The following is a 14779-nucleotide window of genomic DNA, read 5'->3' as shown; positions in this document are numbered from 1 at the left end:
CGAAGCTGCAGCAATACGACGACAATCATAGGCAGCATTTTTTAATTTAATTAAGCACAAGAGACGTGACATGGAAAAATTTTCGCTAGCAAAAGACAAGATTAAAATCCTGCTGCTCGAGGGTTTGCACCACAGTGCCGTACAAACCTTTAAAGATAATGGTTATACCAATATCGAGTATCTGAAGACTTCGTTACCAGAAGATGAGCTGATTGAGCGAATCAAAGATGCACATGTGATCGGTATTCGCTCGCGCACTCAGCTGACCGAGCCGGTATTAGATGCCGCCAATAAACTGATGGCGATTGGTTGTTTTTGTATTGGTACTAACCAAGTGGATCTGCATGCCGCGTTAACTCGCGCTATTCCGGTGTTTAATGCGCCTTTCTCCAACACACGTTCGGTTGCCGAGTTAGTATTAGGCCAATTAATTATGCTGTTACGTGGTATTCCACAACGTAACGCCGCTGCGCATCGTGGCGAGTGGTTAAAAACGGCAGACCAATCGTTTGAAGCCCGCGGTAAAACTTTGGGTATTATTGGCTATGGCCATATCGGTACGCAGTTAGGCATCATGGCTGAAAATATCGGTATGCGCGTGCAATTTTATGATATCGAAAGCAAATTAGTGTTAGGTAACTCAACACAAGTTGATTTAGAAACCTTACTGAAAACCTCAGATGTGATCAGTTTGCATGTACCTGAAACCGTACAAACTCAAAACATGATTGGTGAAACAGAACTGGCGCTAATGAAACAAGGCGCGATCTTGATCAATGCTTCACGCGGCACGGTGGTCGATATTCTGGCACTCACCGCGGCTTTAGAAAGCCAAAGGTTGGCCGGCGCCGCCATTGACGTTTTCCCTATCGAACCCAAAGGCAACAGCGAAGAGTTTGTTTCACCCTTGCGTCAATTTGATAATGTAATTTTGACTCCGCACATCGGTGGTTCAACCCAAGAAGCACAAGAAAACATTGGCTTTGAAGTGGCGGGTAAGCTGGTTAAATACAGTGACAATGGTTCAACACTATCCGCTGTTAACTTCCCTGAAGTATCACTCCCCGAGCACAAAGGCCGCTCACGCTTGTTGCATATCCACAAAAACCAACCCGGTATGCTGACCAAGATCAACGAAGCTTTTGCAAGGCATAATATCAATATCTCTGGTCAGTACTTACAGACCGTACAAGAAATTGGTTATGTGGTAATTGATATTGATTCTGAAGATAGTGAACAGGCGTTAAATGAATTAAAAGCGATCCCAGGTACATTAAGAGCCCGTATCCTGCACTAATTGAACACCAACTAGTGAATGCGCTTAAAAAATGACCTTGAGTCTAATACACATCAGTTGAGCATGACCTGTTTGCTCTAAATCAACTGTTGAAGGCCATGGATGGCCGGACAAAACCGTTGGGAACGAATTTGAACAGCTTTGCTGGCCCGGAAGGGTGAACTTCAGGAATGAAATTCATCAATTAGCCTCAGGGATGATTGATGGCGTGTTGATATGAGCAAACCGCGTCATGCTAAACATTACACACATCGCTATTAACCCTAAGTCCCTTTTTGTTTCGTTCAATACCTTAAAGCTTAGCTATAACACGACTCATTTAAAAAGCATAAACCAGTGAAGCCGACGTTTCCGTATCTGTCGTTTCAGCATCGCCTTCAGGCTCAGAGTTATAATTCACACTAAAACTTAAACGCATGCCTAAACGACCATTAATTTGCGATGTTAACGACGTGCGACTGGTAAATATCGAGTTATTGCCATCCAGCGATACGTTTCCCTCAAAAGTCTGCCGAAAGCGACTGCCTTTATACAACTCTTGATCGAAGTTGGCCGCTAAAAACCAGATTAAACCACGGCTAGTGTTACCCGATGCTGCTTCGCGATAGGCAAAACCCGGGCCGGTTTCTAAGTCTAAATAGTTAGCTTGGTGCTCATAAATACGGTTAGCATAACCTGTTACCAACTGCCCTTGCTGTTTAAAAGCCCCGAGCATGTCATAGGCATAAGCTGCACGGCCAAAGAATGACTGTGTACCACTTAGGAATTTATAATTGCTTTGCCCCGTGAACGCGTAACGCTTTATGGTCGTTTGGCTGGTCACATCACCGGTGTCTGTATTGGTAAATTGATTTTTTTGTAACCGCCCCTGAAACTGATACTTATTCCGAAAATACTCAGTGTCATGCACCATTTCGGTGACCAGTCGCCAGCCTCGTGCTTCGGTATTTCCGTCGATAAACAAAAAGCCGAGTTCGATATCACCCGTAATGGTGCCCAAAATACCCAAATCGATAAATTCAGGCAACGTTCCCGCATCGTTCTCAGGTTCTTCGTTGGCGAGTACACTAAAGGACAGTAATCCGAGCAAAAGTATTAAAACAGGCATGTTAGGCGTAATTTCTTTATGGGGTTTCTAAGTAATGCTAGCGCCGAATCTTCAGACGCTAGCTCTGGCTAACCGCTTAGTTACTTTCAGCGCGTTGCTTTATATAGTCAAGTGCCAGTGTGATCCGCGCTAAAGCACGCTCTTTGCCGACTAAATACAACGTCTGATCCAAAGCAGGTGAGTTACCGCCACCGGTAACCGCCACACGCAATGGCATGCCGACTTTACCCATACCTAAACCCAATGCTTCTGCTGCTGCATTAATCGTTTGGTGGATATTGGCCGCATCCCATGTGCTAAGTTCAGCCAGTTTGGCCTGAACTAACGCTAAAGGTTCCGCTGCAACAACACGTAAATGCTTTTTCGCTGCATTTTCTTCAAACTCGCTGAAGTCTTCGTAAAAATAACGGCTGACTTCTACCAACTCTTTTAACGTTTTTACCCGCTCAGCTTGCACGCTAATCACGGCAGTAAGTGCCGGGCCGTTTTCAGTATTCAGCTTTTGCTCTGCTAGATGCCAAGCTAAGTGCTCAGCTACCTGCTCTGCCGGCAGCGTTTTCATATAATGCTGGTTAAGCCAAATCAGCTTGTCTGTATTAAAAGCAGAGGGTGCGCGGTTACAGGCCGACAAATCAAAGAGATCTTTTAATTCATCAATACTAAAAATTTCTTGATCACCATGAGACCAGCCCAAACGCACTAAATAGTTTAATAACGCCTGCGGTAAGAAACCATTATCGCGATACTGCATCACGCCAACAGCGCCGTGGCGCTTGGATAAGCGCTTGCCGTCATCGCCTAATATCATCGGTACGTGTGCGTATTTTGGAATATCTGCACCCAATGCCGCTAAAATGTTCATTTGCCGAGGCGTATTGTTAACATGGTCATCACCGCGGATCACATGAGTAATTCCCATTTTCCAGTCATCTACCACAACGGTTAGGTTGTAAGTTGGGGTACCGTCGCTACGGGCAATAATCAAATCATCCAGCTCGGCATTAGCAATTTCAATGCGGCCTTTGATCATATCGTCAATCACCACGACTCCATCTAGTGGGTTTTTAAAACGAATAACATAAGGCTTGTCGCTCGGGTGATCGGTTCTGTCACGCCACATACCGTTGTATTTGGGTTTTTCCCCAGCGGCCATTTGCGCTTCACGCATGGCGTCTACTTCTTCAACAGTACAAAAACACTTATAGGCTTTGCCTTCAGCTAATAATTGCGCAACCACCTCTTTATATAAATCAAACCGCTTAGTTTGATAATAAGGACCTTCATCGTGATCCAGCCCCAACCACTGCATGCCTTCTAAAATGGCATCAACCGAGGCCTGCGTTGAACGCTCTAAATCGGTATCTTCAATACGAAGGATAAATTTACCACCCTGCTTTTTAGCGTATAACCAGCTAAATAAGGCAGTACGAGCACCACCAACATGTAAATAACCGGTTGGGCTTGGGGCAAAACGAGTCACCAATGACATAATTTTTCCATATCTGACTGAACAAGCTATAAGCTGGCTATTGTAGCAATGCCAGCCGTAGGATGCACCAAAGCTGTCGTTGTTCATGCAGACTTTTTCGGCAATAGGCAAAATGCTGTTCACTTTTGCGGCAAGCGGTAGCATTTTCAGAAAATAAAGTTGACACTCTTTTCTTGCTGCCTATAATGAGCGCCATCACAGCGTGGATTGTTAGCTCAGCTGGGAGAGCACCGCCCTTACAAGGCGGGGGTCACTGGTTCGAACCCAGTACAATCCACCAATTCGATGTTACATATCCCATGGATTGTTAGCTCAGCTGGGAGAGCACCGCCCTTACAAGGCGGGGGTCACTGGTTCGAACCCAGTACAATCCACCAATTCGACGTTACATATCCCATGGATTGTTAGCTCAGCTGGGAGAGCACCGCCCTTACAAGGCGGGGGTCACTGGTTCGAACCCAGTACAATCCACCAATTCGATGTTACGTATCCCATGGATTGTTAGCTCAGCTGTAAGAGCACTGCCCGCTCTTTGCTAAGACAGGGTTGCCACTACTTCGAACCCAGTACAATCCACCAAAATATTATTTTGAAACCAATCTCTTGTTAGCTCAGCAGTAAGAGCACCGCCCCCTCTTATCCAAGACACGGTTGCCACTACTTGAACCCAGTACAATCCACCAATTTCTTTTTTAAAACCGAACTTATTTGTTGCTAGCTCAGCGGTAAGAGTACCGCCCGCTCTTATACAAGACACGGTTGCCACTACGTCGAACCCAGTACAATCCACCATTATCTTTTTTTGAAACCGTTCTTATTTGTTGCTAGCTCAGCCGTATTAGCACCGTCCGCTTTTTAACAAGACACGGTTAGCACTACCCCAAGCTGTGTAAGCACCTACTTTGCACCGTTGCCGATACATTGCTTTATCCGAACACCTTTACTCGTGACTTTTTTTCGACACGATCATGATTAACTAAGACTTTCCTATACTTCTACGTCTATCTCTAGTTCTAATTGAGAACTGCATTAATTCAGCTAATTCACTACAACTGCCTCAGTTTAGATGTCTCTAAAATATCGTGGTATCAACTATGCTCTTTTTCAATACCAATCATAGAGTTACCCATTATAGGTCATTATATAAATTACTGTACGGTTTATAGAATCAAAGCTATGCTATAGATTAATGGTATTAAAAGTTGTCGTTTTAAATTCTTAGGATTATTAATGGCTGTATTTTCCGCGAAAGAAAGTTTAAACCGAACAATACTTGATAACATCATGGATGCCGTTGTCAGCATTGATAAAAATGGCTTAATTACTTATTGCAACCAAACAGCTTTAACGTTGTTTGGCTATACGGAGGAAAACTTACTCGGCAAAAATATCAAATGTCTCATGGTCGACTATCATGCTGAGCATCATGATAACTATTTACGTGATTATCGAAGTAATCTTGTTAAACGCGTAATAGGTAATACACGTGTGCTGCAGGCCAAAAATATAAACGACGAACTCATACCCATAGAGTTAAGAGTATGTCAGCTAGAAATGGAAGATGGCACTGCTTATCTGGGAATGATTAGAGACCTTAGAGACAGTATTTCCAAACGTGAAAAAATTCACTTGCTAGAGAATACAGATTTACTGACCGGCTTACCCAACAGAAACGCCTTAGTGTTAGCATTAAATGACACCATCGATGGTCTGGTGTTAAATAAGCAGAACTTTTACTTACTGATGATCGACGCTGATGATTTCAGTAAAATTAATCAGGCTTTTGGTTATGAATATGGCGATGAAGTTCTTCGAAAAACAGCTGAGAAATTGTCTGAATATAAAGACTTTAGGTTAATTGCTCGCTCTAGCCAAGACGAATTCGGCGTGTTGTTTCAATCAGAGTTACCTCAACATGAAATTAAGCGATGGTTAACTGAGGTACTATGCCAACTTTCTAGCGTAGAGACCATTATCAACAGGCCAATAAGTTGTTCTTTTAGTGGTGGTATTTACAACTTTAATCAACCCAACGAAAACAGCCAAAATGCTATTGGCTACGCTGAGAATGCCCTTAAATTTGCGAAGCAACTACAGCGAGGCGGCCTCGTATTTCACTCTAATGAAATTGATCAAGAACAACGACATTCCGCAGTCTTAGACCAAGGATTAAAGTCTACACAACTCACAGAACAACTGTTTCTAGTTTATCAAGCTCAAGTCGATGAACATGGACAATTAATTGGCTTTGAAGCGTTAATGCGTTGGCAGTATCAAAACCAACTTGTTCGCCCTGATATATTTATAGCTCTGGCAGAACGTAATGGAGCCATTTACAAAATGGGAGGATGGTTACTGGAGCAAGCGTGTCAATTTTTAACATGGAGCAGCACTATACCTGAGTTTGCGTCTTGCCGCTTATCGGTTAATGTTAGCCCTAAACAATTTGCACACCCAAACTTTGTTCCGGATATTATTCAATCTTTGCTCAATCACAAAATTGATCCCCAACGACTGCACCTAGAGCTAACCGAAAGATTATTGCTAGAAAACCCAGCCATCATAGTGCAGAAAATGCAGGATTTGCGACGCTATGGTATCAGTTTTTCTTTGGATGATTTTGGTACAGGCTACTCTTCGCTAGCCTATATCAAAAATCTGCCGCTTAGTGAACTTAAAATTGATAGATCCTTTGTAAAAGAAATTACAAACAGTGCATCAGACCGAAAGATTGTTTCTACTATATTACTGTTAGCTCAGGGATTAGGACTTAATGTAGTGACAGAAGGTGTAGAAAATTTAGAACAATTAACCGAGCTTAAAAAGCTGGGTTGTAAACAATTCCAAGGTTTTTTCTTCGCTAAACCATTAAGAAAGGAACACCTTTTGACTAGCATTCCTCAGTTCAAAGCCGATGGTTCCTAAAACAGGTTCTGTTTTAGCCGACGCTCGCGGTTATTCTTTATCGCCAGTAAAGTGATCAGGACAAATATTTTTACTCGAACGCCATAACATGCTGATCATCGTTATGGCAACGTTCTCAGCCTAATACGAACCCGTTTGCCAATTTCCGATGCGGTTTATCCTTTAGGGAAACTCTTTGTTAGCTTTTTTGAACACTATGGTGTTCACCTCATTACCTTCATTTGGACTTAAGCTTCATTAAGTATGATTTGTATCAAGGCATCCTATCTTGACCCTATTACTATAAAGATGTGGTGCCAATGCAGACTGGACGACCAGGGAGAATCAGATGAAGGCTATTCGCGCCATTCTAAGTAAAAAGAGCCTTATGCTCTTGTTGAGTTTGGGTCTTAGTTTTTTATCACCACCGTGGCCGCAGATAATGACGATTGTCAAGATCCTGTTAGAGACTGGCTGCCACGACAATTGCTTAAGCAGCGTTTAGAGGAGCAAGGCTGGGTTGTTCAGCGCATTCGAATTGATGATGGTTGTTATGAAGTACGCGCTTTGGATGAACAAGGCCGTAAAGTGAAAGCCACTTTTTCGCCCTCGTCTCTCAGTCTACTGAAACTAGAATGGAAAAAAGACAAACACACACAAGATACCCCCCCAACCGCTAACCTGTTTCGCTAAAACAATCAAAACGGAGATCGCCAAATGCCTAAAATTATTCTAACCACAGGTTTACTACTGATATTCAGTTTAGCGAACACCGCCGCGGCAGCAGAAGTCACTGTTAACGCAACATTGAACAACTATCAAGGTAATGGAGCTTATCTTGCTATTTATTTAACTGATGCCAATGGCAAATTTAACCAGACATTGTGGATTGCTGGCGAGAAACAAAAATATTACAAACATTTGCGCGAGTGGGCCAAAGGTAGTGGTATGCAAGCGATGGAGTATGATGGTCTAACCGGAGCCAGTGTTAGCAGTGGTGACAGTATCACTTTCAAAACCAATATCGATGATGCGCTGATCGACGCCGGTTATCTGATCCGCATCGACAGCGCAGTTGAAGATCAACGAGATAATCGAATTGATGCTGAAGTCGCATTGACCCGCCAAGGGGCAAATATGCCGGTTAAAGGGCGTGGCTACATAAAAACACTTAGCTACTCTCTGTGATGCTGTCGATAAATAAGCTATTCACATGAAACGTCGCTTGCACTCGTTGTTAGGCCTTTTATTTGGCACTTTATTGTTGCTTATAGCCAGCAGCGGTGCCATTTTGTCTGTGCAACCCGCCATGGAGCGAAGCTTAGCAACCGTTCCCGCTAGAGGGGCAGTAAACGTGGCTGATCTGGCGGCAATTGCTGTGCAGCATTATCCTGGCACTGAACAAATTGAACGCCTTCCCTCAGACGCTATGTTGGTCTATTTTACTCATAATGGCAATCCGGGGGCGGTACTTATTGATCCCTTAACTGGTAAGTTTATTGCCGATTATCAGCCGTCCGCTTTTTTCAGTTGGATTAAAGATCTGCATCGCGCTTTTTTGTGGGATTCTCGTGGTCGGGCGATTGTGGGGGTTAGCGCGCTAGCGATGCTGATCCTCTGTTTTAGTGGCGTATTTTTGCTTGCTTCACGACTCGGTGGCTGGAAAAAAATGTTCACGCCGATAAAAAGCGCCGCCACCGACGCCATAGGGCCTCGCCTGCACGCTGAACTAGCTCGTGCTGCAGTGCTTGGGCTCGTGTTATCGGCATTTACCGGTGTTTGGCTCTCGGCCTTACGTTTTGACATTTTAACCGAAGCACCAGAGCAAGAAGCGACGTTTCCGACCACATTAGCAGGCTCAGCACCTGCGCCAATCGACACCCTCGTAGCACTAAAACAAGTTGATTTACGTGATCTGCACCAACTAATTTTTCCATTCCCTAATGATCCTCTCGATGTTTACGCTCTAAGAACCCATCAGGGATCGGGGTATATTGATCAAGCCAGCGGACAGTGGCTGGCCTATACCGATTACGGAAATGGCGCCATGCTGCAAACATTTATCATGGAGTTACACACAGGCGATGCCTATTGGTGGCTTGGGTTACTCTTTGGTATCGCCGCCCTAACCGTCCCAGTATTAGTCGTCACCGGCACCATGACTTGGTGGCAACGTCGCCAAAATTCTCCAAAATTAAAAGGAAACGCTGCCGCACATCTTGCAGATACCATTGTGTTGGTAGGCTCTGAAATGCAAAGTACATGGGGCTTTGCTCAGGCCTTGCATAAGGCTTTAACCACCCACGGCTGCTTGGTGCATATTGCGACAATGAATCAACTGGCTCCTCACTATATCAAAGCGCGTCGCTTGTTGATTTTAACTGCCACTTATGGTGATGGCGATGCGCCGGCTTCCGCGCAGCAATTTTTACAAAAACTCGAACAACTGCCGTTAACATTTAACTTACCTTGGGCAGTTCTGGGGTTTGGTGATCGGCAGTTTGAGCGTTTTTGTCATTTTGCCGATCAAGTCAGCCTTGCATTACAACTACAACAATGGCCACAGCTATTGGCAACGCATTATATCAACCGTCAATCAGGCCAAGCGTTTGAACAATGGGGTGCTGCCTTGGGCCAGGCAATCCAATTACCATTATCGCTGCATTACACTTCCATTCACCCAGCAACGATGCCGCTAACATTGTATGAACGCAGCGGTTATGGCGAAGCAGTCAATGCACCCACTTGCATCTTAGGTTTTACGCCAACGCATTCCGGTAAAGCTCTACCTCATTTTACCGCAGGCGATTTAGTGGGCATCATCGTTCCAGGTAGCGAAACGCCGCGCTTGTATTCATTGGCCTCGAGTAGCCAAGACGGCATCTTGGGAATTTGCGTAAGACGTCATAAAAATGGTCTCTGCTCAAACTTTTTGTGTCAATTAAAGCTGGGTGAAGTGGCGAATATATTCATTCAGAAAAACCCGCGCTTTAAACCTTGTAAGGGTAAAACACCGATCATTTTGATTGGCGCTGGCACCGGTATTGGCCCCTTGATTGGCTTTATTAGAGCCAACACAACACGCCGCCCAATGTTTTTATATTTGGGTGGACGTCGAGCGGATTCTGACTTTTTATATCAAGAAGAATTGCAATCTTATCTTGCTGACCAACGCTTATCGCAACTACATCTTGCCTTCTCACGCAGTCAGCAGCCGGCTTATGTTCAAGACGAACTGCAACTTGATACCAAACAGCTGCAAGAACTGATGGCAGCTAACGCCCAAATTCTAGTTTGTGGCGGAAGGCAAATGGCCACTGATGTTGCGTCCACTTTGGATAAGATATTTCTGCCACTGGCATTAAATATTAAGGCCCTAAAACAACAAGGCCGCTATGTTGAGGACTCTTACTAGATTAACGCTCTAGTGTTACTTAACATAACTTGCTCTCAATACCTCCCCGCTGTTCATGTGCTTGCCTTATGTTCATAATAAATCATGGTAAAAAAACCTTTGTTCTTCCTATATTTAAAAATAGATGATATTCATATCATGGTGGCAGTATTTTGCCCTCATTTCATCAAAATTACTCAGCCGTAGGATACCGCTCATGCCCCATTCACACCACCACGGCACAGAAAACCTTGGCGATGGCAAACTACTTGTTGCCGTGGTCATCAACGTTTTACTCACCGTAGCACAAATTATTGGCGGTATTATCTCGGGAAGTTTATCGCTGATTGCCGATGCCCTGCATAATTTAAGCGATGCCGCTTCGCTGGGGATCGCCATTTTTGCTCGCAAGATAAGCCGTAAACCCGCCGATGAATTGAAAACCTTTGGCTATAAACGGGCCGAAGTGATTGCAGCGCTAATTAACCTCATCACATTGATCATTATTGGTTTATATCTTATTTACGAAGCGTTATGGCGTTTAGCTGATCCACAAGAGATCGCTGGTTGGCTGGTGGTCATTGTGGCCAGTTTTGCGTTGCTTGTCGATGTGGTCACCGTGCTTCTGACCTATGCGCAATCAAAAAACAGCATGAACATCAAAGCCGCCTTTTTGCATAATGTCTCCGATGCTCTCGCCTCCGTTGCAGTGGTTATCGCCGGCACCTTAATTTTACTTTATCAATGGTACTGGGTGGATACCTTGTTGACACTGCTGATTGCTGGCTATGTGCTATGGCAAGGCTTTAGCATGCTGCCTAAAGCTATCCATTTATTGATGGATGGCACACCTGAGCATATAAACATCCCACAGGTTATTGCGGCCATGCAAGCGTTAGATGGCGTAACAAACGTGCACCATGTGCATATCTGGCAAGTCGATGAACAGCACAGTGCGCTTGAAGCGCATGTTGTGGTGGAAAACATTGATGTGGCAGAACTGGAGAAAATAAAAACCACCTTAAAAGCACTATTAGCCCGTGAGTTTCGTATAGGTCATACCACCTTAGAATTTGAGCATGCCACCCTGACTAACTGCAATAACGCGCAAGTTTGTCATTAATTTTGTTATGCTTGTAATGAGATTTTTAAAGCGGACTCGTCACTTCTTTGCCTTGTCCTGAGGAATACATGCATTTACCCACTGTTGTGATATTAGCTCTGGTAATAAACCTGATCGTGGGTTTTTATTTGTACTTACTTTATCGGCGCAAACCCAAAGATCGCTGCTTTCGACTTTGGTCATTCTCATCCATCAGTTTTGTGCTGGGTGGCACGCTCGTTGCCTTACGCCCTTATGATATTGCCGCGTTTTTCACCTTCTTTGTTGCTGATTGCTTGTTGTTATTGGCGCCAATATTGGTGCTGGCGGGGCTCATTCAATTTTCACGTTTTCGCTATACGCGGCGGCGGCGCCAACAAGCTTTTGCGCTATTAGCATTGACCGCAGTCGCTTTATTAAGCGTACATCAACACCCCGGTATCTTGAGTGTGCTAATCGCACTGGCTATTGGTATCACCTTTTGTTTATGTGCTATTTTGCTTCAAAAATCGGTAATTACCGAGCCCACCTTTACCCGCACCTTACAAGGTATTTTTCTACTGCATGCGCTAACCATGTTTACCCAAGTAATGTTGATCCTTTGGCAATGGCAATCATTAAACAGTAATGGCTTACCCGAAAGCTCTGTTTATACTCTGCTAAGTCATATTTTATTGACCACCTTTACCGCCCTATTGCTACCCTGGTTATGCTTTTTGAAACTAGAACGCAAGCTCACCTTAAAGTCGCAACGCGATGGCTTAACCAAATTGGCCAATCGTGAGCATTTTTTCAATCAGGTGGAACGTTATTGGCAACAACAGCGGCCTTTGCCTGCCGTATTAATGATGATCGATATCGATTTCTTTAAAAAAATTAACGATAAATTTGGCCATGCGGTAGGCGATAGCGCTATAAAAGCCGTGGCACAGTTGTTATCAAAACAATTACGTTGTAACGATATTATTGGCCGCATTGGTGGTGAAGAATATGCTGCACTACTTATCGATCTAGATGAGGCCACCGCACTCAAAATTAGCCAACGACTCTGTGAACAAGTTGAAAAACAACTGCAATTTGTGGCTGATGCCAAGGTCGAACTGACCATCAGTATCGGTTTAGTGTATGTAGATACCTCACAACACGACTACGTGAGTGCGCTAAAAGCCGCAGATGAAGCGCTTTACAGCAGCAAGCGTGCTGGCAGAAATACCGTAACCCTCGGCGCAGTTGGGCTTTGACATCAAGAATTTTAGAATGGATTAATGGCAAAACCTTGCTGTTGCAATAGCACCTGAGCAGTCATCGCAGAAAGCGCCATATTTACACCGGGTAGCAAGTCAGCATTACTGATGCCATTAGCAGCAGCACTTTGCCCACAAAGGTAAAATTTGACTCCCTTTTCCTGTAGTTGTGCGATAGCAGTGGCGCTGCTATTTTTTAGTCCATCTTTATTGGCGGCATAAAATTCTGGGTTCGTCATCTCTAAAGAGGCACTGCCATGCACTACCACGGCCAGCTGAATATTTTCTATAGGCACACCCGCTGCAACATGCATATTGATAAATCGAGCCGCACTTTCTATCGACCGATTTAGCTTGCCTGGTTCTGCCGCTTTAGCGACGTCGAAAGCCAGCTTAAATACCGTATTGGCGGGCACCGGTTCAGTTTGTTGCACAGGTGCTGTCGGCCCGAAATCGTTAAACACGGGGCCGGTTTTAAAATTGTCCAGCTGCGCAGCTAAGGCATTTTCAGTGCAAAGCAATAAGGGGATTAATAAAAGAAAACGGTGTATTTGCATGGGAGTGTCCAACGATTGTTTATAAAGACTATACCTAGCACCCGCGTAATCAACAAGCCTAAAGAACATCAGTTTAAGCCGGTGAGCGCGCAACATTGAGCAAGTAGTCAAACGAAAAAACCGCTTTCAATGCGTTATCCAATACTTGTCAGAACCGTCTGCATCCAAAGTTCTATTAGCCCGGCGGTTAACTATTGAACGGTTTTTTTAAAATCAACATTTAAAGCCTGCCCCTGTGGTTTCAAACAACGCTGTGACCGAGATCAATAAACCTTATTTAATTTACGCCTATACTTATCAGAGTAAGACAGTAATTAATCGCATAAGGAAATAATATGACGCTTGAAAAACATAGCTTTCTCAGTGAGTTTCCCGATCATCACCATACTATTCGCCATTTAAAGATGCATGATCGGCACTTTGCCAAGTTATTTGATGAATACAACGACTTAGATCACGAAGTATTTAGTATTGAATCTGCCGGTATCCCTACTACGGATGACAATTTAGAGCAGAAAAAAATGCGCCGTGTTCAGCTTAAAGACTCGCTGCTTGCCATGGTAAAAAAAGAAGAAGCCGCGCAATAACACCAAGCCAAATAATCTTATTAACCACAGCTACGCTTAACAAAAAAGCGTCACTGTGGTTTTGCAGTTTTCGGCATCGCTAGCCGTTTTCGCGGCGGCTAATTGGCTTTAGCGATATGGATAGGCGCTGCCCCAAAGGTTTGTTTAAACACCCGGCTAAAGTGGCTTGGGTTATTAAAGCCTAACTGATAACACACTTGGCTTATCCGCTCGCCAGTTTGCAGTAACCGATAAGCCTGTTGTAAGCGCAATTGCTGCTGCCACTGCGCTGGGGTTACCCCAAAAGCTAATTTAAACTGCTGATAAAATTTACTGCGGCTCATGCAGGCAATTTTGCATAACGTTTCAATTTGAATATCTTCGCTCAGGTGTTGCTCAATATAGTTCAGCACATTACCCAGCGGTGTTGTTTGGTTGTTTTGCTTACAACTGGCCAACAGTAATTCGCGGCTTTGCTGCTGCAATAAACGGGTAATCAATTCGTTTAACGACAATTCAATTAAATAGTCACGGTGCTGCTCGTTTTCACTGAACAGCGTGATCATTTTTTGCAGTAACTGCTGCGTTTGCGAATTATGCTGGCCGTGTACCAGTTTCGGCACATAATGAAAAAAATCGCTATGGCTAATTTCTTGTTTGAAATTCAACGCATCGGCCACCTTACGAATTTTATCGGTACTGATTTCAATGGCAAGGCAGGTAGTGGGTTGTTGCAGTGATGCCTCTGGAAAGTCGATAAGTACCTTTTGCCCAGGCGCCAGCACAAAAGATTGATGCGGTAAGAACGCGCTGTGGTATTGGCAATCGGCGACATGCATGACTTTTTTGCCCGTTAGCATACCGCAAAACAATAACTCGCTAGAGTGTAGCGCCACCTGCTGCGCATCTTGATAGGTGTCATAAATACTGAGTTCAGCATGCTCACCGGCAAAGCTCACTTTGTTTTCAACAAGCACATTAATGCGTTGGCGTTTTTGGGTGAGTACCGATGTTGTCATAGTCTCCCTCTGTTTGGACAAATAGACAAAAAATCTGGACTAGCAAGCAAGCGTGTTGAACACAGCTCCGCTAATGTGAACCTATGGCGGCTAAAAAAC

Annotated in this window: 12 protein-coding genes and 4 tRNA genes; 12 read left to right on the top strand and 4 right to left on the bottom strand. The window is 44.2% G+C overall.

What is annotated here, in order from left to right; translation table 11 throughout:
• Window positions 1–70 precede the first annotated feature (70 nt).
• Window positions 71–1297 (top strand): phosphoglycerate dehydrogenase, encoded by a 1227-nt coding sequence (gene serA, locus JAO78_RS03345; RefSeq protein ID WP_226749922.1) that lies wholly within the window; start codon window positions 71–73, stop codon window positions 1295–1297.
• Window positions 1298–1616: 319 nt separating this feature from the next.
• Here serA and JAO78_RS03340 read toward each other — a convergent pair whose 3' ends face one another.
• Both JAO78_RS03340 and gltX read right to left on the bottom strand, forming a co-directional pair.
• A complete protein-coding gene (locus tag JAO78_RS03340) occupies window positions 1617–2405 on the bottom strand; it encodes a DUF481 domain-containing protein (protein WP_226749921.1) in 789 nt (262 codons plus the stop codon).
• Between the two features lie 76 nt (window positions 2406–2481).
• Window positions 2482–3894 carry a glutamate--tRNA ligase gene (gene gltX / locus JAO78_RS03335; RefSeq protein ID WP_226749920.1) on the bottom strand — a complete coding sequence of 471 codons (1413 nt, stop codon included), beginning with the start codon at window positions 3892–3894 and terminating at the stop codon, window positions 2482–2484.
• A gap of 204 nt (window positions 3895–4098) precedes the next feature.
• Between gltX and JAO78_RS03330 the strand changes: the two genes are divergently transcribed.
• From JAO78_RS03330 to JAO78_RS03285, 10 genes are all read left to right on the top strand, one after another.
• Window positions 4099–4174: transfer RNA gene (locus JAO78_RS03330), tRNA-Val, on the top strand.
• 21 nt (window positions 4175–4195) lie between these two features.
• Window positions 4196–4271: transfer RNA gene (locus JAO78_RS03325), tRNA-Val, on the top strand.
• A gap of 21 nt (window positions 4272–4292) precedes the next feature.
• Window positions 4293–4368 (top strand) — tRNA-Val (locus JAO78_RS03320).
• A 21-nt stretch (window positions 4369–4389) separates the two neighbouring features.
• Window positions 4390–4473: transfer RNA gene (locus JAO78_RS03315), tRNA-OTHER, on the top strand.
• A gap of 651 nt (window positions 4474–5124) precedes the next feature.
• The gene (locus JAO78_RS03310) at window positions 5125–6819 is read left to right on the top strand and encodes a putative bifunctional diguanylate cyclase/phosphodiesterase (RefSeq protein ID WP_226749919.1); all 1695 of its coding nucleotides are present in this window, start codon (window positions 5125–5127) and stop codon (window positions 6817–6819) included.
• 408 nt (window positions 6820–7227) lie between these two features.
• On the top strand, window positions 7228–7491 hold the full coding sequence (locus JAO78_RS03305) for a PepSY domain-containing protein (protein ID WP_226749918.1): 264 nt from the start codon (window positions 7228–7230) through the stop codon (window positions 7489–7491).
• A gap of 24 nt (window positions 7492–7515) precedes the next feature.
• The gene (locus JAO78_RS03300; protein ID WP_226749917.1) at window positions 7516–7986 is read left to right on the top strand and encodes a DUF2271 domain-containing protein; all 471 of its coding nucleotides are present in this window, start codon (window positions 7516–7518) and stop codon (window positions 7984–7986) included.
• A 25-nt stretch (window positions 7987–8011) separates the two neighbouring features.
• Window positions 8012–10213: a PepSY domain-containing protein gene (locus JAO78_RS03295; protein ID WP_226749916.1), complete on the top strand. Its 2202-nt coding sequence runs from the start codon at window positions 8012–8014 to the stop codon at window positions 10211–10213.
• Between the two features lie 196 nt (window positions 10214–10409).
• Entirely contained in the window at window positions 10410–11315 is a 906-nt protein-coding gene (locus JAO78_RS03290; RefSeq protein WP_226749915.1) for a cation diffusion facilitator family transporter, read from the top strand.
• Between the two features lie 68 nt (window positions 11316–11383).
• Window positions 11384–12535 (top strand): GGDEF domain-containing protein, encoded by a 1152-nt coding sequence (locus tag JAO78_RS03285; protein ID WP_226749914.1) that lies wholly within the window; start codon window positions 11384–11386, stop codon window positions 12533–12535.
• A gap of 11 nt (window positions 12536–12546) precedes the next feature.
• On the opposite strand, the gene JAO78_RS03280 is transcribed toward JAO78_RS03285, so the two are convergent.
• The gene (locus tag JAO78_RS03280) at window positions 12547–13095 is read right to left on the bottom strand and encodes a DsrE family protein (RefSeq protein ID WP_226749913.1); all 549 of its coding nucleotides are present in this window, start codon (window positions 13093–13095) and stop codon (window positions 12547–12549) included.
• A gap of 335 nt (window positions 13096–13430) precedes the next feature.
• Between JAO78_RS03280 and JAO78_RS03275 the strand changes: the two genes are divergently transcribed.
• Complete coding sequence (locus JAO78_RS03275) at window positions 13431–13682, top strand: HP1242/YdcH family protein (RefSeq protein ID WP_226749912.1); 252 nt, start codon at window positions 13431–13433, stop codon at window positions 13680–13682.
• 98 nt (window positions 13683–13780) lie between these two features.
• Here JAO78_RS03275 and JAO78_RS03270 read toward each other — a convergent pair whose 3' ends face one another.
• The gene (locus tag JAO78_RS03270; RefSeq protein WP_226749911.1) at window positions 13781–14680 is read right to left on the bottom strand and encodes an AraC family transcriptional regulator; all 900 of its coding nucleotides are present in this window, start codon (window positions 14678–14680) and stop codon (window positions 13781–13783) included.
• Window positions 14681–14779 lie beyond the last annotated feature (99 nt).

This window comes from Alishewanella maricola, from assembly GCF_016343785.1.
In the GTDB taxonomy this organism is placed as follows: domain Bacteria; phylum Pseudomonadota; class Gammaproteobacteria; order Enterobacterales; family Alteromonadaceae; genus Alishewanella; species Alishewanella maricola.
This window is presented reverse-complemented; position numbering and strand designations above follow the sequence as displayed.